The organism is Nonomuraea sp. NPDC049480, assembly GCF_044465905.1.
Lineage (GTDB): Bacteria > Actinomycetota > Actinomycetes > Streptosporangiales > Streptosporangiaceae > Nonomuraea.
This window is the reverse complement of record NZ_JBITMD010000009.1, coordinates 290,823-309,463: the sequence shown is the minus strand read 5'-3', so window position 1 is coordinate 309,463 and position 18,641 is coordinate 290,823. Positions and strand designations below refer to the sequence as shown.

14 protein-coding genes are annotated in these 18,641 nt (G+C 72.3%); 9 read left to right on the top strand and 5 right to left on the bottom strand.

Annotated features, from left to right (window positions below; translation table 11 throughout):
- Positions 1-16: 16 nt before the first annotated feature.
- A complete protein-coding gene (locus tag ACIBX3_RS26955; protein ID WP_397121561.1) occupies positions 17-1,903 on the top strand; it encodes an ABC transporter ATP-binding protein in 1,887 nt (628 codons plus the stop codon).
- Here the strand turns inward: ACIBX3_RS26955 and ACIBX3_RS26950 are convergent.
- Complete coding sequence (locus ACIBX3_RS26950; RefSeq protein ID WP_397121560.1) at positions 1,875-2,756, bottom strand: sulfotransferase family protein; 882 nt, start codon at positions 2,754-2,756, stop codon at positions 1,875-1,877. The two genes, ACIBX3_RS26955 and ACIBX3_RS26950, sit on opposite strands and share 29 nt — an antisense overlap.
- 42 nt (positions 2,757-2,798) lie before the next feature.
- Here ACIBX3_RS26950 and ACIBX3_RS26945 point away from each other — a divergent pair, with 42 nt between their 5' ends.
- Genes ACIBX3_RS26945 through ACIBX3_RS26935 form a run of 3 tightly spaced genes read left to right on the top strand, consistent with a single transcriptional unit; the run spans position 2,799 to position 5,328 of the window.
- Entirely contained in the window at positions 2,799-3,524 is a 726-nt protein-coding gene (locus ACIBX3_RS26945; RefSeq protein WP_397121762.1) for an SIR2 family NAD-dependent protein deacylase, read from the top strand.
- Entirely contained in the window at positions 3,511-4,413 is a 903-nt protein-coding gene (locus tag ACIBX3_RS26940; RefSeq protein WP_397121558.1) for an LD-carboxypeptidase, read from the top strand. The genes ACIBX3_RS26945 and ACIBX3_RS26940 overlap by 14 nt, the downstream gene beginning before the upstream one ends.
- 33 nt (positions 4,414-4,446) lie before the next feature.
- Entirely contained in the window at positions 4,447-5,328 is an 882-nt protein-coding gene (locus ACIBX3_RS26935; RefSeq protein ID WP_397121557.1) for a hypothetical protein, read from the top strand.
- 6 nt (positions 5,329-5,334) lie between these two features.
- On the opposite strand, the gene ACIBX3_RS26930 is transcribed toward ACIBX3_RS26935, so the two are convergent.
- On the bottom strand, positions 5,335-6,105 hold the full coding sequence (locus tag ACIBX3_RS26930) for a helix-turn-helix domain-containing protein (RefSeq protein ID WP_397121555.1): 771 nt from the start codon (positions 6,103-6,105) through the stop codon (positions 5,335-5,337).
- Positions 6,106-6,235: 130 nt separating this feature from the next.
- Between ACIBX3_RS26930 and ACIBX3_RS26925 the strand changes: the two genes are divergently transcribed.
- Positions 6,236-6,691 (top strand): hypothetical protein, encoded by a 456-nt coding sequence (locus ACIBX3_RS26925; RefSeq protein ID WP_397121553.1) that lies wholly within the window; start codon positions 6,236-6,238, stop codon positions 6,689-6,691.
- Between the two features lie 44 nt (positions 6,692-6,735).
- Here the strand turns inward: ACIBX3_RS26925 and ACIBX3_RS26920 are convergent, their stop codons facing one another.
- On the bottom strand, positions 6,736-9,009 hold the full coding sequence (locus tag ACIBX3_RS26920) for an ATP-binding cassette domain-containing protein (protein ID WP_397121551.1): 2,274 nt from the start codon (positions 9,007-9,009) through the stop codon (positions 6,736-6,738).
- 186 nt (positions 9,010-9,195) lie between these two features.
- Between ACIBX3_RS26920 and ACIBX3_RS26915 the strand changes: the two genes are divergently transcribed.
- Complete coding sequence (locus tag ACIBX3_RS26915) at positions 9,196-10,242, top strand: glycerophosphodiester phosphodiesterase family protein (protein ID WP_397121549.1); 1,047 nt, start codon at positions 9,196-9,198, stop codon at positions 10,240-10,242.
- Positions 10,243-10,396: 154 nt separating this feature from the next.
- Here the strand turns inward: ACIBX3_RS26915 and ACIBX3_RS26910 are convergent, their stop codons facing one another.
- Both ACIBX3_RS26910 and ACIBX3_RS26905 read right to left on the bottom strand, forming a co-directional pair.
- Positions 10,397-11,476: a pyridoxal phosphate-dependent aminotransferase gene (locus ACIBX3_RS26910; protein ID WP_397121547.1), complete on the bottom strand. Its 1,080-nt coding sequence runs from the start codon at positions 11,474-11,476 to the stop codon at positions 10,397-10,399.
- Positions 11,477-11,619: 143 nt separating this feature from the next.
- Positions 11,620-12,741, bottom strand: coding sequence for a PP2C family protein-serine/threonine phosphatase (locus ACIBX3_RS26905; RefSeq protein WP_397121545.1), 1,122 nt, complete (start codon positions 12,739-12,741; stop codon positions 11,620-11,622).
- Between the two features lie 344 nt (positions 12,742-13,085).
- On the opposite strand from ACIBX3_RS26905, the gene ACIBX3_RS26900 reads away from it, so the two are divergent.
- Genes ACIBX3_RS26900 through ACIBX3_RS26890 form a run of 3 tightly spaced genes read left to right on the top strand, consistent with a single transcriptional unit; the run spans position 13,086 to position 18,549 of the window.
- On the top strand, positions 13,086-15,542 hold the full coding sequence (locus tag ACIBX3_RS26900; RefSeq protein ID WP_397121543.1) for a hypothetical protein: 2,457 nt from the start codon (positions 13,086-13,088) through the stop codon (positions 15,540-15,542).
- Positions 15,497-16,849, top strand: a complete 1,353-nt coding sequence (locus ACIBX3_RS26895; protein ID WP_397121541.1) for a hypothetical protein — start codon at positions 15,497-15,499, stop codon at positions 16,847-16,849. Before ACIBX3_RS26900 ends, ACIBX3_RS26895 begins: the two co-directional genes overlap by 46 nt.
- A complete protein-coding gene (locus ACIBX3_RS26890) occupies positions 16,846-18,549 on the top strand; it encodes a hypothetical protein (RefSeq protein ID WP_397121539.1) in 1,704 nt (567 codons plus the stop codon). Before ACIBX3_RS26895 ends, ACIBX3_RS26890 begins: the two co-directional genes overlap by 4 nt.
- Positions 18,550-18,641 lie beyond the last annotated feature (92 nt).

The window sequence follows — 18,641 nt, the reverse complement described above, 5'->3', positions numbered from 1 at the left end:
GAGGAGGATCCCCCGAATGGCGATGATGGGTGGCGGCTTCGGCCCCAATGTGATGATGTCGTTGCGGCGCGACGGCTCGGTGACCAAGCAGCGGCTGCGCCCCGGCACGGTCCGGCGCATAGCCCGCTACGCGCGCCCGTACACGAAGCAGATCGTGGCGTTCCTGCTGCTCGTCGTGGCGGGCGCGGTGATCGTGATCGCGAACCCGCTGCTGATGAAGGCGATCATCGACGACGGCATCCTGCCCAAGCAGCCGGGCGTCGTGGTCGGCCTGGCCGTGGCGATCGCCGCGCTGGCGCTGGTGGACGCCGGGCTGACGCTGGTGCAGCGGTGGTTCTCGGCCCGCATCGGCGAGGGGCTGATCTACGATCTGCGCACCGAGGTGTTCGACCACGTGCAGCGCATGCCGGTGGCGTTCTTCATGCGGGCGCAGACCGGCGCGCTGGTCAGCAGGCTCAACACCGACGTGATCGGCGCCCAGCGGGCGCTGACGAGCACGTTGTCGTCCGTGGTGTCCAACGTGGTGAGCCTGATCCTGGTGCTGGGCGCCATGCTGGTGCTGTCGTGGCAGGTGACGCTGGTCGCGCTGGTGCTGCTGCCGGTCTTCATCGTGCCGGCCAAGTTCGTCGGCCGGCGCATGTCGGCGCTGACGCGCGAGCAGATGCAGCTGGACGCCGAGATGAGCTCGGTCACGACCGAGCGGTTCAACGTGGCCGGAGCCATGGTCGCCAAGCTGTACGGCCGCCCTGAGGACGACGCCGCGATCTTCGGCAGCAGGGCCGCCAGGGTCCGGGACGTCGGTGTGACGGTCGGCATGTACGGCACCGTGTTCCGGGTCGCACTCGGCCTGGTCGCGGCGCTGGCCACGGCCCTGGTGTACGGCATCGGCGGTGTCCTGGCCGTCTCCGGCGCCTTCGAGCTGGGCACCCTGGTGGCCCTGGCCGCCCTGCTGATGCGCCTGTACGGCCCTCTCACGTCCCTGTCCAACGTGCACGTGGACGTGATGACCGCGCTCGTCAGCTTCGACCGCGTCTTCGAGATCCTCGACCTCAAGCCCATGGTGGCGGAGAAGCCGGACGCGACGCCGGTGCCGGAGGGCCCGGTGACGATCGAGTTCGACGACGTGCATTTCCGCTACCCGGCCGCCGAGGAGGTCTCGCTCGCCTCGCTGGAGTCGGTGGCCAGGCAGGACACGGGCCCCTCGCACCCCGTGCTGAAGGGGGTGTCGTTCACGGCCCGGCCCGGGCAGCTCATCGCCCTGGTCGGTCACTCGGGCGCGGGCAAGACCACGATCACGTCGCTGGTCTCCCGGCTCTACGACGTCAACGAGGGCGCGGTCCGGATCAACGGGATGGACGTCCGGGACGCCACGCTCGCCTCGCTCCGCGACACCGTGGGCGTGGTCATGCAGGACGCTCATCTCTACCACGACACGATCGCGGCCAACCTCCGATACGCCAGGCCCGAGGCGGCCGACGAGGAGATCTGGGAGGCTCTCAGGGCCGCGCAGATCGGTGATCTCGTGGAGGGCATGCCCGACCAGCTCGACACCGTCGTGGGCGACCGCGGCTACCGGCTGTCGGGCGGCGAGAAGCAGCGGCTCGCGCTGGCCAGGCTGCTGCTCAAGGCGCCGCGCGTGGTGGTGCTCGACGAGGCCACCGCGCACCTCGACTCCGAGTCGGAGGCGGCCGTGCAGGTGGCGCTGAAGACCGCGCTGGAGGGACGTACGTCGCTGGTGATCGCCCACCGGCTGTCGACGATCAGGGAGGCCGACGAGATCCTGGTCGTGCACGAGGGCCGGATCGCCGAGCGCGGCGGCCACGAGGAGTTGCTGGCCCGCGGCGGGCTGTACGCCGAGCTCTACCGCACCCAGTTCAGCTCGTCAGGTAGCCCAGCCGCGTGAGCTCCTCGCGCGCCACCTTCTCCACCAGCTCCAGGTCGGCCGGCCGGAGGCGGGAGCGCCAGGAGCCGGCCTTGGCGGCGCGGCCGTACAACGGGACCTTGGACACCCTCGTCTCCAGGAACTCCGCCAGCGTGGCCACCGCCTGCGCCGGCTTGAGCACCAGGTCCTCGTAGCGCAGCGTCATCAGCTGCTCCGCGGGCAGCGTCCTGCGCAGCTCGGCGCTCAGGCGCACGGCGCTGCGCCAGCGCAGGGCGCACTTGCCCGCCGCCGGCATGCCCTTCCACCGGTTCAGGTGCTCGTCCTTGTTGACGCCCAGGAACGCGTTGGGGAACTCGGTCTGCTTCGTCAGCATCGCCGGCCGGAACCAGGCCAGGCAGGCCGAGTCGTCGAGCATGTCGGCGGCGACGTCCCTGCCGTCCCGGATGAGCTGGACGAACCGGGCGTCGGGGAACGCCTGCAGCAGCACCGGGGCGCTGTAGATCAGATCGGGGCTGCCGTCGCCGAACCTGACGATGTCGCCGGTGGCCACGCACGGCCCGGCGCCGGTGACGCCGCCCGCCTCCCTGCACGGCTGGGCGCAGTGCCCGCAGGAGCCGGGCAGCACCTGCCACGACTCGGCGAGCGCGTCGCGCAGCACGCGCACGGCGCCGGAGGTGCGGCCGATGGACGGCTTGCGGGCGAAGGCGTACACCACGTGCGCCACGCTCGCGCGGCCCATCGTCACGTGGAAGCCTGGGGAGCGTTTCAGGGCACGGGCCAGCAGGTCCGCGCCGGAATGCGGAGCTCCCAGCAGGAAGACCGGCCGGCGGACCTTGATGCCGTTGACCACGAGAATGTGGGGCGGAAGTCGCATACGGAAGGTAAGTGTGACACCGTTTTCCACGTGAACGAGCCAATGCCAGTGTCGGTCCTTACCGGAGCGGGCATTTCCACCGATTCCGGCATTCCCGACTTCCGCGGGCCGCAAGGAGTGTGGACCAAGGACCCGCAGGCCGAGGCGAACGCGACCATCGACCGCTACCTGGCCGATCCCGAGGTCAGGCGCCGGACGTGGCGGGCGAGACTGGACCATCCCGCGTGGGACGCGCGGCCGAACGCGGCGCACCGGGCCCTGGCCGACCTGGAGCGCGCGGGCCTGCTGCGGGCCCTCATCACGCAGAACATCGACGAGCTGCACCAGGCCGCCGGGTCCTCGCCGGAGAAGGTGATCGAGCTGCACGGCACCATGCGCCGCGCCGAGTGCCTGTCCTGCGACCTGATCACGCCCATGCCCGAGGTGCTCGCCCGGGTGGCGGCCGGCGAGGACGACCCGCCGTGCCCGCGCTGCGGCGGCATCCAGAAGGCGAACACGATCTCCTTCGGCCAGTCGCTCAAGCCCGGAGTCATGGCCGCGGCCCGTGCCGCCGCCCGCTCCTGCCGCCTGTTCGTGGCGATCGGCACCTCGCTGACCGTGCACCCGGCCGCCGGCCTGTGCGGGGAGGCGCTCGACGCGGGCGCCCGCCTGGTGATCGTCAACGCCCAGCCCACGCCCTATGATCCCTTCGCCGATCGGGTCGTCAACGAGCCGATCGGCCAGGCAGTGCCGGCGTTCGTCCAGGAGTTGATCGATGAAGCAAGGTGACACCGTCGCGATCGTCTCGCCGTCGGGCCCGCCCCACCCCGTCCTTCTCAAGCGCGGTGTGGAGCGTCTGGAGGGCCTGGGGTTCAAGGTGGTGGTGGGCGCGCACGCGCTCGACCGCGGGGGACTCGGCCATCTGGCCGGCGACGACGCCGCCCGGGCCGCCGACCTGCAGGCCGCCTGGTGCGACCCGGCCGTCTCCGTGGTGTTCTGCTCCCGGGGCGGGTACGGCGCCGGCCGGCTGCTCGGCCTGCTCGACTGGGACGCCATGCGGGCCGGAGCCCGGGCCGGCCGCAAGGTCCTCGTCGGGTCGAGCGACATCACGGCGCTGCACAACGCGTTCGCCATCGAGCTGGGCGTGCCCACCCTGCACGGCCCGATGGCGGCCTGCGACGTCATCGCCCGCGAGGACGGCCCCGATCCGCGCACGTGGGAGAGCCTCCAGGCGGCCCTGTCCGGCGTCGCGGGGCCCGTGCGGGGAGATCGGGTGCTGGTGGCGGGCCGGGCCGAGGGCGTGCTGTACGGAGGCAACCTGTCGCTGCTGGCCTCCATGTGCGGCACCCGGTGGCAGCCGTCGTTCGCGGGCCGGATCGCGTTCCTGGAGGACGTGGGGGAGGAGCCGTACCGGATCGACCGCATGTTGACCCAGCTTCTGCAGGCCGGGGTGTTCGACGGGGTGCGGGGGATCGCGCTCGGGTCGTGGGTGGACTGCGGGGACCCGTACCCGGTCTTGAGGGACCGGCTGGAGCCGCTGGGAGTGCCGATTCTGGCGGGGCTCCCGATGGGACATGGGTCACCTCAGATAAGCATGTGGCTGGGGAGACTTGGGAGTATCGATACCGAATCGTGCTCCCTGGCTGACACCTTCGAGAAGGGGGAGCAGGCAAGGTAGGAGGGACGAATCCGACAGAAAGGGACATGTCGCGTGAGCTTGTTCAGGCGTGATCGGGAGCCCGCGCGCAGGCCCGCCGAGGACGTCGACCTCGACTCGCTGCTCGCGCTCGTCGCGGAATCCCGCGGATTCGCCTGCCGCTTCGCCTCCGACGGCGCCACAGTCACGCTCACGGGGCCCCTCGCCGCAGACACGCCGCTGGTGGTCAGGCTCACGGGGCTGCGGCGCGAGGCCGGGCGCCGGGCCAGAGAGGACTGGCCCGTGCTGGTCTCCGAGCACCTCGCGCACGCCGTGGCCACCGCCGGCGAGCGGCTGGACGTGTGCGACCTGGACCAGGCCGGGCCGCTGCTGCGCACCCGTGTGGAGTCCGTGGACGAACTGGCCGACCTGACCCGGGTGGTGGGCCGCCACCTCAACGCGGACCTCGTCGAGCTGCTCACCGTCGGCTCGCGCGTCGTGCGGCCCGAGGAGGCCGGATGCTGGCCGGTGCCGACCGCGCGGGCACTCGACCTCGCCGTCGCGAACGTGCGCCGCGAGGAGCGGCTGCTCGTGGAGGGCATCGAGCTGTCGGGGACGCCGGTGACCCGGCTGACCGGCCACTCGCCCTCCGCCGCCACGCATCTGCGCTGGCTGAGCGACTACGTGCAGGTGCCGGCCGACGGGGTGCTGGCCGTGCTGCCGGATCCGTACACGGTGCTCGTGCATCCGGTGGACGGCATCGGCGTGGTGCGGGCCATCGAGCGGATGCGCGTGCACGCGGTGCGCACGGACGGCCTCAGCCCGCAGGTCTACTGGTGGCACAAAGGCCGGCTGACGCTCATCAGGGCCGACATCATCGTTCAGGACGGGCAGACCAGGCTCGTCGTCGCGCCGCCTCCCGAGTTCGCGCGCGTCCTGGCCCGCCTGGCGGTCTGAGGGCGGTCAGTGCCGCGTGGGGCTGGGAGACACCTCCACGACGTCCACCGTGGCGCTGAGCACGCCCCGCCCGCTCACCACCCGGCTGTCGGCGTTCTTCCACAGCTCGAAGTGGTGCGTGCCCGGCTGGACGCCCGGCCACGTGTGGTGCTGCCATGATCCGCAGGCGTATCGCGCAGGGTCGCCGATCGGGCGCAGGGCGATCCAGTAGGAGCCGGTGCCCGGCGGGCAGGCGATGTTCGCCCAGATCTCGACGTCTCCCGTGCCGGACAGCGTGAAGCGGCGCGACAGGATGCGGACGCTCATGCGCTCGATTTCCCAGGGGAAGCCGCGTCCCGCCGCGAGCGGCGGAGGACCGGTCGCGGGCGAGGCCACGTCCGGCGCCGCCTGAGGGCTCCGGGGGATCGTCAGCCAGGCGACGGTGGCGGCCACCGCCAGCACGGCCAGCGCCGCGGCCGCGGCCGCGTACGCCCGCGACCGGCGCCGCGCGGGCTCCGGGTGATCGTCAGATGGCCCGGCGCCGCTGATCTGATGCCAGCGTTCCTCCCAGGGCGCCGGATCGCCGCCGCAGGCCGTCACGTACGCCCTGACGAACTCCAGCGGCGGCAGCTCGTCCGGACTCAGCCGCCGCGACACGGTGCTGGAGTGGTATCCCATGCGCCGGCCGACCTCTTCGAGCGACAGGCCGCCGCGCAGCCGTCTCAGGTCGTCGGCCAGCTCGGCGACGGGACCGGAACCCCGGTCGATCGGCCGATCCCTGCGTCCTCCCCGTGCCATGCGTCTCCTCCGCAGGGGCGAGGGTTGCTGCGGTTGTTGCTGCCTTTGATGCGCAACGTCAAGGGGGTGCCCCCCAACCTTGCCATGCATCAGCGTCGACGTCGACGGAACCAACCAACAGGAGGCACCCGTGAGATCAACCATCGCCACGACCCTCACAGGACTGGCCGTCGGATGCGGCGCACTCGTCGGCCTGCCCGCCGCGGCCGGCGCGGCGACGTCCGCCGAGAACGCCGCGCCCGGCTACTCGACCGTCCTCAGGAGCGGTCACGGCTGCAGCATCCGTGTCAAAGCATGGTGGAACCCCTCGGGCAACCGCTACACCTACAAGGGCGGGGCCACCTGCGGCCGGACCCGCTCGATGAAGGTCTGGTGCTTCCCGGTGCACCGCCACGGCGGCCTGCGGCCCTCGTGGCACTCGCACACCGGGGACATCGTCCAGAGCGGCCCGGCCAGGCGGCGGTCGCTCGCCACGGGCCAGGCGACCAAGGGCGGCACCAACGGAGACCGCTACAAGATCAACTGCAAGCTGGAGGTGGACGGGAGCCGGCGCGTCGTGGTGGAGAGCGGCCAGTTCAACCTGTGACCGCGACGGGGCCGCCGGGACGTCACGTCCCGGCGGCCTCGCTGCTACCGTCCCACGTAGTCGCGCAGGTGGATCGCCGTGAGCGTGGTCCCCGTGTCGACGAGCTCGTGCGGCGTGCCGGTGAAGACCACCTGCCCGCCGTCGTGACCCGCGCCGGGGCCGAGGTCGATGATCCAGTCGGCGTGGGCCATCACGGCCTGGTGGTGCTCGATCACGATGACCGTGTTGCCGTCCTCGACGAGGCGGTCCAGCAGGGCCAGCAGCTGGTCCACGTCGGCCAGGTGCAGGCCGGTGGTCGGCTCGTCCAGCACGTACGTCGTGCCGTTCTTGGCCATGTGGATGGCCAGCTTGAGCCGCTGCCGCTCGCCGCCCGACAGCGTGGTCAGCGGCTGCCCGAGCCCCAGGTAGCCCAGGCCCACCGAGGCCAGCCGCTCCAGGATCGTCCTGGCCTGACCGGTGGTGAAGAACTCGCGGGCCTCGGCAACCGACATGCCGAGCACCTCGCTGATGTTCTTGCCGCGCAGTGTGTACGTCAGCACCTCCGGCGTGAACCGCTTGCCCTCGCACTCCTCGCACACCGACGCCACCTCGGCCATCATCGCCAGATCCGTGTAGATCAGGCCGATGCCCTTGCAGGCCGCGCAGGCGCCCTCGGAGTTGGCGCTGAACAGGCCGGGCTTGACCCCGTTGGCCTTGGCGAACGCCGCCCGGATCGGGTCGAGCAGCCCGGTGTAGGTGGCCGGGTTGCTCCGGCGCGAGCCGCGGATCGGCGACTGGTCGGCCACGACCACGCCCTCGCGGCCCGCCACGTACCCGTGGATCAGCGAGCTCTTGCCCGATCCGGCCACGCCGGTGACCACGGTGAGCACCCCGAGCGGGATGTCCACGCTCACGTCGCGCAGGTTGTGCAGGGACGCGCCCTCGATGGACAGGTGACCGGACGGCTTGCGGAGGTCCTCGCGCAGCGTCACCCGGTGGTCGAGGTAGCGGCCGGTCAGCGTGCCGGAGGCGCGCAGCCCGTCCAGGTCGCCCGCGTAGCAGAGCTGCCCGCCGGCGGCGCCCGCGCCCGGCCCGAGGTCGACCACGTGGTCGGCGATCGCGATCGTCTCCGGCTTGTGCTCGACGACGAGCACCGTGTTGCCCTTGTCGCGCAGCTGGAGCAGCAGGTTGTTCATCCGCTGGATGTCGTGCGGGTGCAGCCCGGCTGTGGGCTCGTCGAAGACGTACGTGACGTCGGTGAGGCTCGAGTTGAGGTGGCGCACCATCTTGACCCGCTGCGCCTCGCCGCCCGACAGCGTGCCGGACTCGCGGTCCAGGCTCAGGTAGCCGAGCCCGATCTCGACCAGCGAGTCCAGCGTCGAGAGCAGCCCCTCCAGCACCGGGCCGACGGCCGGGGCGTCGATGTCGCGGAGGAAGGCGGCCAGGTCGTTGATCTGCATGGCCGAGCACTCGGCGATGTTCCTGCCGTTGACCTTGGCCGAGCGGGCGGCCTCGTTGAGCCGGGAGCCGCCGCAGGACGGGCAGGTGGCCAGCTTGACCGCCCGATCGGCGAACGCCCGCGCCGACGGCTGCATGGACTCGCGGTCCTTGCCCAGGAAGCTGCGCCTGACCCGGCTGACGAGCCCCTCGTAGGTGAAGTTGTTGGAGCCGTACTTGATCTTGGTGGGGGGCTTGTGAAGGAGGTCCTCCCACTGCTCGGGGGTGAAATCCTTCACCTTGACGGCGGGGTCGTACAGGCCGGACTCGGCCATGATCTTCCAGGGCCAGCTGTCCACCGCGAAGCCCGGGGCCTTGATGGCCCCTTCGTTCAGCGACAGCTCCCTGTCGACCAGCTCGTCCACGTCGATCTCCGACGCTTTGCCCAGCCCCTCGCACTCCGGGCACATGCCCTCGGCGCGGTTGAAGCTGAAGGCGGAGGCGCTGCCCACGTGGGGGACGCCGAGCCGGCTGAAGACGATGCGGAGCATGGTGTGGGCGTCGGTGACGGTGCCCACGGTGGAGCGGGCGTTGGCGCCCATTCGCTCCTGGTCGACGATGATCGCCGCGCTGAGGTTGCGCAGCGCGTCCACGTCGGGGCGGGCGAGGCTCGGCATGAACGCCTGGATGAACGCCGTGTACGTCTCGTCGATCAGCCGCCGCGACTCCGCGGCGATCGTGTCGAAGACGAGCGAGGACTTGCCGGAGCCGGACACTCCGGTGAAGACGGACAGGCGCCGCTTGGGGAGGTCGAGGGAGACGCCCTTCAGGTTGTTCTCCCTGGCGCCGCGGACCTGGATGAGGTCGTGGCTGTCGGCGGCGGTGTGATCGCGATGGCGCACGCTGCTTGCCTGGGGGCTGGAGACCACGGAACCCTTCCATGTCTGATTTTTTATGGTGTAAGGGGATAGCCGGGACAGCTTACAATGTCCTGGAGCCCTGGGCATCGTACATACGTTCCAAGGTTTCGTCTCGCGATCACCTCATGTACGCCCGCCCTTATCCCACATGCCGGATCTTGTCTGGCTATGAAGAGATGGCATGTGGTCGTGGCGGCGGCGTTGGGAGCGGCGGTCGTGGCCGTGCCCGGGGCGGCCGCGGCCGACCAGGGGCACGGGTTCGATCTGCAGGCGCACCGGGGCGGGCTCGGGCTGGTGGTGGAGAGCTCGCTCGCCGCGTTCGCCAACGCGCTGGAGCTGGGCGTCAGCACGCTGGAACTCGACGTGCAGATCACCGAGGACGGTCACGCGGTCGTCACCCACGACAGGCGGATCAGCGACAGGAAGTGCCAGGACACCGCGCCCGCCGACCCCGGGGACCCCGAGTTCCCGTACGTCGGCAAGTACGTCAACACGCTCAGCTTGCGGCAGGTCAGGACCATGGACTGCGGGTCGCGGACGTTGCCGGAGTTCCCCGGGCAGCGGGCCGTGCCCGGGGCGCCGATGGCCACCCTGCGCGAGGTGTTCGAGCTGGTCGACCGGTATCGGGCACGCGGCGTCAAGCTGAACGTCGAGACCAAGGTCGAGGCCGGGGCGCCGCACGAGACCGCGCCGCGGGAGCAGTTCGTGCAGGTGACGCTGCGCGAGATCCGGCGGGCCGGGATGCTGCGGCAGGTCACGATCCAGAGCTTCGACTGGGGCGCGCTGATGCGGATGCGGCAGGTGGAGCCGCGCCTGCCGCTCGTGGCGCTCACCAACCGCGACTTCCTCCAGACCGGGCAGCCGGGCGCCTCGCCGTGGCTGGGCGGCATCGACATCGACGACTTCGGCGGCGACCCGCTCAAGGCCGTCACGTCGTTCGGGGCGGACGCGTTCTCGCCGGTGCACGGGTTCCCGCAGAACGGCAAGGTGACCGACCCCGGTTACGTCCCGTACGTCACCAAGGACATGGTCGGCCAGGCCCACGCCCTGGGGCTGAAGGTCATCCCGTGGACCGTCGACGACGAGCCGACGCTGCGCAAACTCATGGACGACGGCGTGGACGGGATCATCACCGACTACCCCGACCGGCTGCGCGCGGTCATGGCGGAGCGCGGGCTCAAGCTTCCCAGGCCGTACCGGCCCCGCTGGGGCTAGGTGGCCGGCTGCTCGTACGCCGCGAGCGCCGGCGGCGGCGTTCATGGAGTTCGCGCGGACGCACCCGCTGTCCCAGGTGCGGTTCAACAACGCGACCTTCAAGCCCTGCGTGACGAAGGAGGGCCTCGGGGAACTGTGCGAGCTGCGCTGACGCTCAAGCGGACAGAGGGTTGGCGTGCCGGTGGTGCAGGCCGATCACCGGGATCTCGTGCAGGCTGCCCGAGTACAAGAACTGCGTCATCCCGATCAGCAGCCGCCGCACGTCCTCCTGCGGCCGTACGACCAGCCGCAGGAACTGGCTGGTCGTGCCCAGCTTGTTGCCGCACTCGCGGACGTACACGCCGTGCTCTTGGAGCAGGTGGTCGCGCAGCGGCACCCCGTCGTGCCCCGGCGGCAGTTTCACCAGCAGGAAGTTGCCCTGTGACGGCAGCACCTCCAGCCCCGGCATTGCGCTGAGCTGCTGGAACATCGCCCGCCTGTCGTTGTTGAGCCGCTTGAGGCTCTCGCGGTAGTCGCCCGCGAACTGCTTCATCATGAAGACGATGACCTCGGCGAACGAGTTGAGGTTCCACTTGGGCAGCGCGCCGCGCACCTTGGCGGTCAGCGCCGGGTTGGCGACCATGTAGCCGAAGCGGACGCCGTGCAGGCCGAAGTTCTTGCCGAGGCTGCGCAGGACGATCACGTTGGGCCGGACCGCGGCCTCGTCCGCCACTCCCGGGTACGGCTCGGCGTCCACGAAGTCGCCGAAGGACTCGTCGATGATCACCAGGTCCAGGTCGATCAGCTCGTCCATCAGGCGGATGACCTCGTGCTTGGGCAGGTAGCCTCCGTCAGGGTTGTTGGGGTTGCAGATCACCGCCACGCGGGAGCCCCGCATGCGGATGAACGAGACGTAGTCGTTCACATCGAGGGCGAAGTTGCGGCTCTCCAGCAGGGGATACATGTCCACCCGCTTGCCCGTCTCCAGCGGCTGGTCGGTCCACCGGCCGAAGGTGGGGATCGGCACCGCCAGGCTCTCCCGTACCAGGAGGTGGTCGATCCAGGTGATCAGCTCCGTCGACCCGTTTCCCATGGCGACGGTCTGGGGGTGGAGCCCGAGTGTTGAGCAGAGCTCCGAGGTGATCGTGCCCGCGTCACTCGGATAGAACTTCAGTATCGTCTCCAGATTCCTCCCGAGGTGCTCGAAGATGTCGGGCGTCGGGAAGTATGGGTTGCACGGAATGCAGAAATCCACTGGTGCGCGCTCTCCTGACGAGTTACGCATCAGTGTGAAGTACGACGGGCTGTGGGCCTGTGTACGCAAGAGGCTGAGCTCCACGACACCTCCATGGAACACGTGTCCGATGTGTGGAGATACGCGCCGATGGTCGGATCGGTTCACACGGTTGTCAGGCTGTCCGACGGAGTCCTGTCGGCCTCCCGCGTCGCCCTGCTCACGGTGAGGACCGCGACGTCGTCGCGCTGGGCGGCCCCGGTGAAGCGGCGCAGGTCGGCGTCCAGCGTCTCGGCGAGCCTGGCGGGCGGGGCGAGCGCCCACGCGCGCAGGCGCTCCTCCAGCGGGTAGAACGAGCCGCGGCGGTCGCGGGCCTCGGTGACGCCGTCGGTGCACAGCAGCAGCGCCGCCCTGTCGGGGAAGGCGAAGCGCGTGCTGCGGCGCGGCGCCATGGCCAGCGCGGCCAGCCCGAGAGGGACGGCGGGCTCGCCGAGCACCGCCTGGTAGGCGTCGCCGTCGTGGATGACGTACGGCGCGATGTGCCCGCAGTTGACCGCCTCCACGCTCTGCTCCTGCCCGATGCCGAGCACCAGCGCGGTCACCAGCCGCTCGGGCTCGCCCGTACGCGTGGCGAACACGTTGTGCCTGGCCACCGCCGACTCCAGGGCCTCCACGACGCCGGTGAGCGTGTCCTCCCGGTAGGCCGCCTCCCTGAACGCCCCCAGCACGGCCAGCGCGGTGCCGATCGCGGGCAGCCCCTTGCCCTGCACGTCCGCGATCAGCATCCGGGTCCCGTACGGCGAGGCGGCCACCTCGTACACGTCGCCGCCCACCATCGCGTCCTCCTCGACCGGCTGGTAGAGCCCGTCCACGACCACGTCGCCGGTGCGCAGCGGCAGCGGGCGCACGATCTGCCGCTGCAGCGCGGCCGCCGCCGAGCGCAGCCGGTGCACCTCCTCCTCGCGCCGAACCCGGTAGCGGCAGCCGAGCACGCTCACCAGGCCGAACACCGCCGTGAACCCGGCCGCCAGCAGGTTGTCATCCGGCTCCGTGCCGTACAGGGCCAGGGTGCCCGCGACGATCAGCACCACCCACACCGACGCGGCGGCCGTCTGCCACACGGTGCCCAGCCCCGAGACGATCGACGGCAGGAAGATCAGCAAGGGCAGCAGTCGCACGGCTGTCCCCGTGACCACGTCCAGCCCGACCACGGCCGCGGTGACACCGCCGAGCCCCGCTGCGAACACCGGCGCGGAGAGGCCTCGGCGCCGTCCGTCATTCCCCACGACCCGATCATGCCCACCCGGAGGGGCCGGGAAAACAACAATTGCCTTTTGCGGGAACGGTGAAATGTCCTGCCATTCTTCCGGCTGGAATTCCCAATCCTGCGGGGCGCTGTGCAGGCAGGACGCGCGGCCCGACTATGGAAAGTAAACACCCGTTGCCCCATTTGGAGGCATTTGCTGGCGTTGGCTGGCGTTGGCTGGCAATTCTCCATGACCCGCAATCGCCGAAGGTGGCGGCATCTCATTTGTTTCTCATGGAAGAACGCATTGACAGAGAAAAACGATCTTGTAAGCATCTGAGTTAAGTACGTTTCCAATTTGTTATCAGAAAGGGAGACCGGCACATGGACGATCACGAGTGGACCCTGTTGCCGACCGTGGTCGTCCGGAGCGCCGGGTTCCCCTGGGAGCTGGTCCTGTCCCTGGTCTACCCCCGGGCGGCGGAGACGGCGGCGGCCGTCGTACGGCTGGAGCGGCAGGCGCTCGACCTGCTCGCCGCGAGCTCCGGCGCGCCCGCCCGCCGGGACGCCCGCCCGGCCGGACCGCACCCCGGCCGGGCGGGAGGCGGGCGGCTGCCGCGCGGAGTGCGCAGCCGCCTGCGCCGGCTCCGCCCCCTGCCACCCGGAACGCCCGGCCCTGAGGACTGGCTGGCGGACTGGAACCGGGTGACCGGCCGGCTGGAGGAGGCCCGGCTGGCCCTGTCCGACGCGCTCGCGGGCGACGCGGCGGCGGCCAGGGCGGCGGCCGCCGGGATCTTCGCCGACGAGCGGTTCCTCGACGCCCTCGTCTGCTCCGCGCCGGCCGCCTACCGCGACCTGCGGCGCGGCCCGTCCGAGGCGGCGCGGCAACTCGCCCCGCACATGCAGCGGCTGGCGACCCGGTGCGCGGCCACCGGCTTCTACGCGCCCATCGACATCGGCCGTATCGAGCCCGGCCACAGCAGTGGCTACACCTGGCCGGGCCACCGGGAGCTGTCCCGGCGGGTCGCCTACCCCGCCGCCCGCGTCGGCGAGGCGCTCCAGCAGCGCATCCTGGCCGACCCGGCGCTCGTCGCCGGGCTCGTGCCCAGGCGCCGGACCGGGACCGGGACGCCGCACGACGGCGCGGCCTTCGCCGGGCAGTGCGACGGCCGCCGCACGCTCGCCGAGATCGCCGCCGACTCGGGCACGGGCATGGAGCGGGCCTCGGCCGCCCTCGCCGTGGCCGTGCGCCGCGGGCTGCTCACCCACGACCTGTGCCCGCCCGCCACCGTCCCCGACGTGCTCGGCTGGCTCCGCGACCGGCTGCCCGACGACCCCCCGGGCGTGCCGGACCGGGGGCTCGTGGCGGCACGGGGCGTACCGGCGCAGCGGCTCCGCGCGTTCGCCGGCCAGCGGCCCGCCGCCGGGACCGGCCTGCCCGCCGGACGGCGCGTCCACGAGATCGCCGGGCTCCTCGAGCGCTACCCCGAGGCCTCGCCCGACGTGAAACTGGCCGTGCAGAGCCGCATCGAGGCCCTCACCGGCGGCGGCCAGCGGGCGGGGCGCGCCGCAGAGGAACGCGTCATCGTGTACGAGGCCGCCGCCGGCGCCCTGAACGTCACCATCGGCGACCCGCTGGCCGGCGACCTGCGCGAACGTGTGCCCCGAGCGCTCGGCCCGCTCGCCGAGGAGGCCGAGCTGACCCGGCTGCGCACCAACCGGCTGCTCGCCGGGCGGCTCGGCACGGGCTCGTTCGAGCTGGCCGAAGTCCTGGGCGCGGCCGGCGACCTGGAGGTCCAGCACGGCGACCGGATCGCCGGGCTCGTCCGCGACGCGTCCCCGGGCGCCTCCGCCCTGGACCTCTCCGCGTTGTTCGGCGAGCCCGTCCCGCCGGCCGCGCCCGTGCTCTGCGCGGCCGACGTCATGGTCGCCGCGCCGTCGCTGGAGGCGTACGAGCCGGGCGTGACCCCGCTGGTCCTCGCCGAGCTGCACGACGCGCCCCTGCTCACGCCGTGGGAGCTGCAGTTCCGCCGGGACGGCGGCGCGCTCGCCGCCGAGCGGGACGCGGCCATTGGACGTGCGCTCAACGGCTTCACCGCGCTGAACGTCGTCTCGCCCCGCGCCGACGGCCTGCCCTCCCTGGAGTTCCCCGGCCCGGTCCTGGAGTCCGGCGGCGCGGCGGCGGACCCGCGGCGGCGCCGACTCGGGCTCGACGACCTGTACGTGCACTCCGACGGCCGGCACGCCGTCCTGCGCGCCAAGGGCACCGACGAGCCGCTGATGTTCCACAACGGCGGGCTCGACACCGCACTGCACACCGCGCTCGCCCTGCCCAGGATCCAGCCGCCCGCCCTGCCTGACCTGCCTCGGCTGCCCCGCCTGACCTGGGGAAACGTGGTCATCTCGCGGCGTCGCTGGCGGGAGCCCGCGGCCGCGTTCGAGGCGCTCGGCCGGGCCGGGGGCGACCGGGAGCTGCTGCTGGCCATGGCCCGGCTGCGTGAGGCCCACGACCTGCCGGTCACGTTCTTCGCCGCCGCCTTCGCCGCCACCGGGCGAAGATCCGTCTACGTCGACACCCGCGCCCCCGCGCTCATCGAGGAACTGGCCCGGCTGGCCGGCACCGCCGAACGGCTCATGCTGACCGAGACGCTGCCGGGGCCGGAGGAGTGCTGGCTGCGCGACGGCGGGCAGCGCTTCGCCGCCCGGCTCCGCTGCGTCTACCTGCGCCCGGCCCAGCGCCGGGATCCGGGCGGACTGCGGAACCCGAGCCCTGGCTCGGGTACGAGCCTCAGCCCGTGCCCGTATCCGTGGCCGTCGCCGTCATCGGGGGAGTGCGGCTGATGGACCTGCTCGTCGTGCCCCCTCTGGCCGACTTCACGACCGAGATAGTGCCACCCGCAGGAACGGAAACCCTCGACCTCAACGAGCACATGGTCGAACGCCTCGCCGACCCCGCACACCTGCGGACCGCCGCGGAACGACTCGCCGGCGAACCGCTCACCGCCCTGTTCGGGCGGGCGGCCGCGGCCATCCTGGAACGCAAGGCGTTCGACGACGCCCACCTCCGGGCGATGGGCACGGCGCTGGGCCTGGCCGGCGACCCCGCCGTCCGGCTCACGATCGACGGCTTGGAGCTGATCGAGGGCAGCCCGCAGAGCAGCCGCGACGTGCTCCGCGCGGCCCTGCGGTGCGAGCTGTTCCGCCCGGAGATCGAGCTGGCCCGGGAGGCGGTCGCCGGCGGGCGCCACGCGCACGTGGTCGTGGACTGGGCTGACCAGCTTCCCGCCGCGTTCGCGCTGGTGGATTCGCTGGGGGCGGACCGGGTGACGTTGTGCGGGCGGTTCGTGACCGAGCACGGCGCCGCCCTGCGGCGCGTCCCGGCACTGGCCGGGGTCCGGTGCCGGAGCTGGACACCCGACCGGGTGATCCGGGCCCTGTGGTACGTACGGGGCGAGCCGGGCGACCGGGTGCGCTGGCTGACCGGGACGTGCCCGCCCCCGGCGGACGGGCCCTGGGCCGGGTGGCTGGACGCCGGCCGGGCGGCCGCGTTCCCCCCGGAGGCGCTGGCCCGCTGCCGGGGTCTGACGATCACGGTGACGCGGGTGGACTTCCTCGGCGCCGCGACCGGCATGAACGGCATCACCGTCGACCTGCGCCGCCTGATGACCGCCATCCCGCCCGGCGTGCCGGTGACGTGCCAACTGGCGGTCGGCGCGCCCGGGATCACCGCCGACGTCGCGGAGGAGTCGGCGGAACTGCTGGCGGACGGGGCCGGCGGGATCCGGCTGGGCGGGCTGCGGCCGTACCGGATGGGCATCCGCTCGTCCTGGGCCGGCCACAGCGTCCGCTTCCCGCCCGCCGCCGGGCACGACCTGGTCCGATGGATGGACTTCGACGCACCGGACACCATGCGGCCCCCGCAGGTCGCGCACCTCATCAGGCGATGGCTCGGACGACTCCCCGGCCTGCTCCCCGGGCGCCTCGCCGCCTGCACCGTCGCCGGCGACCCGCCCGGCCCGGCGCCCGCCTGGGACCCGTGCGCGGAGGTGGTCGCCGGCCCTCACGCCCTGGACGATCTGACAGGGCCCGCCCGGGAGCGACTGACGGCCCAGCCGGCCCGAGCAGGGGGCCTGAGGGGGCATGAATGAGCGACCCGGCGACCGGCCTCGCCTCCGGCGCGTCACACGACGAGCTCTTCTGGAGGGTGCCGGCAGGTGGGGGAGAACTGGTCATCCAGCTGCACCCCTGGGCTTTCGTCTGTGCCACCGGCTTCCCCGCCCGGCTGATCGACGATCTCGGCCACCCCGGCCTCAGCCGGCTCACCGAACGCATGCTCGCCACCCACCACCGCCTGGCCTCCGAACGCCACCGCTTCCGGCAACGCGCCGCCGCCCTGCGCGCCTCGGTCCTGCGCCTGCCGCCCGGACCACGCGCGGACGCCAGACGCTGCCTGGAGAGCGTGCGCACGGGTGTGCCCCTGAGCGGCGACGAGATCCGCCTGCTGGAAACGCTGGGCCTGGGCGGCTGGGCACGGCGCTGGCAGTCCGCCGTCGTGGCGGCCGCTTCGGCGCGAACCGCCGCCAGAAGCGCCCACGCCGCCGCCTGGCTCGTCACCCGGCGCAAGGTCGCCGAGGCCTGCGACGACGAGCTGGTCCGCCACGCGATCTCCGTCGCCGCCCCCGCCTTCTCCCAGGCGATCGTGAAGCACCCGCTGGCCCGCCGCCCCGGCGACGGCACGGCCAGGCGCTCCCGGCTGCTGACGGCGACCGCGCACCGGCACCTGCGCCGCTTAGCCACCGCCATCGAGACGGCGCCACTCCCCGGCCCCACCCGCTACGTCCACCTCGATCCGTCCGCCCCCGAACCACTGCACGCCGGGCCGCCCGGACGGGAGCAGACGGCCGCCCGGCCGCCCGGCCACGAGCGCATCCCCATCGGCGGCTACGGGCTGCCCGGCCGCGAGCGTGTCACGATCGGAGGGGCCGCGCTGGCCCGTCTCGGGAACGCCCTGTCCTGCGTCATGCCGCTGTGCTACCTGGCAGCGCTCCTCGCCAGGGAGGACGCCGAGGACTCGACGCGGTCCGCGCCCCACGACCGGACAGCGCCGCCGCCTGCCACCGGCGACGCGATCTCACGGCCGGCCGGGCCCGACCGGATACGCGAACTCGGCGGAACACTGCGGCAGCTCGTGTCCGGCGCACTCCGGCAGCGGCCGGACGGGCATCGGCACCCGTCCGGCGGGCCGGACATCGTACGGCTGAGCACCCGCGACATCGCCACGGCCACCGCCCACCTGTGGCCCCGGGCCGGCGACCGGTACCACCCCTGCCTGCCCGCCCCGCACCTCACCGCCATCGGACCGGACCTCGCCTCCGCGACCTGGCTGCTGTCGGACCTGCACGACGACCGCGACACGATCTACCCGACCCCACCGGGCGAGCACAGCGTCCCGGTCGCGGCCAGTCCCGACATGACCATAGATCTCGGCACCCGCACGCCCCGCATCGTGATCGGCACCCTGGTCTACCAGCGCGCCCGCTGGCGGTTCCGCCTGCCCGGCGAGCGCGGCGCCGACGCGTTCGACCGCTGGACGGCCATCCACCGGCTACGCTCCGAACACGGCCTGCCCCGCCACGTCATCGTCCACCACCCCGCCGAACCCCAGCCCTTCCACGTGGACCTCTGCGACCCGCTCGCCGTCGAGGACCTGGCCAGACGCGACCCCGCCGAGGTGCTCGTCACCGAGATGCTCCCGGCTCCCGGCGACCTCTGGTGGCGGGTCGCGGACGAGGAGCAGTACGCCGGACTGCGGCTCGCCTGCCTCCTCCAATGGGCGGCCGGCCGGTAAATCGGTTGCCCCGGGAGGCGCTGTGCTGTTGTACTCGCCCGCAGCGATTGCCCGTTGCGACCAAGGAGGCCCCAGATGCGCGAAGCGTTCAT

Excerpts from the sequence above, each read along its gene's own strand:
- ACIBX3_RS26955 (WP_397121561.1), top strand. The coding sequence starts at position 17 with ATGGCGATGATGGGTGGCGGCTTCGGCCCCAATGTGATGATGTCGTTG.
- ACIBX3_RS26950 (WP_397121560.1), bottom strand. The coding sequence starts at position 2,756 with ATGCGACTTCCGCCCCACATTCTCGTGGTCAACGGCATCAAGGTCCGC.
- ACIBX3_RS26945 (WP_397121762.1), top strand. The coding sequence starts at position 2,799 with ATGCCAGTGTCGGTCCTTACCGGAGCGGGCATTTCCACCGATTCCGGC.
- ACIBX3_RS26940 (WP_397121558.1), top strand. The coding sequence starts at position 3,511 with ATGAAGCAAGGTGACACCGTCGCGATCGTCTCGCCGTCGGGCCCGCCC.
- ACIBX3_RS26930 (WP_397121555.1), bottom strand. The coding sequence starts at position 6,105 with ATGGCACGGGGAGGACGCAGGGATCGGCCGATCGACCGGGGTTCCGGT.
- ACIBX3_RS26915 (WP_397121549.1), top strand. The coding sequence starts at position 9,196 with ATGAAGAGATGGCATGTGGTCGTGGCGGCGGCGTTGGGAGCGGCGGTC.
- ACIBX3_RS26900 (WP_397121543.1), top strand. The coding sequence starts at position 13,086 with ATGGACGATCACGAGTGGACCCTGTTGCCGACCGTGGTCGTCCGGAGC.
- ACIBX3_RS26890 (WP_397121539.1), top strand. The coding sequence starts at position 16,846 with ATGAGCGACCCGGCGACCGGCCTCGCCTCCGGCGCGTCACACGACGAG.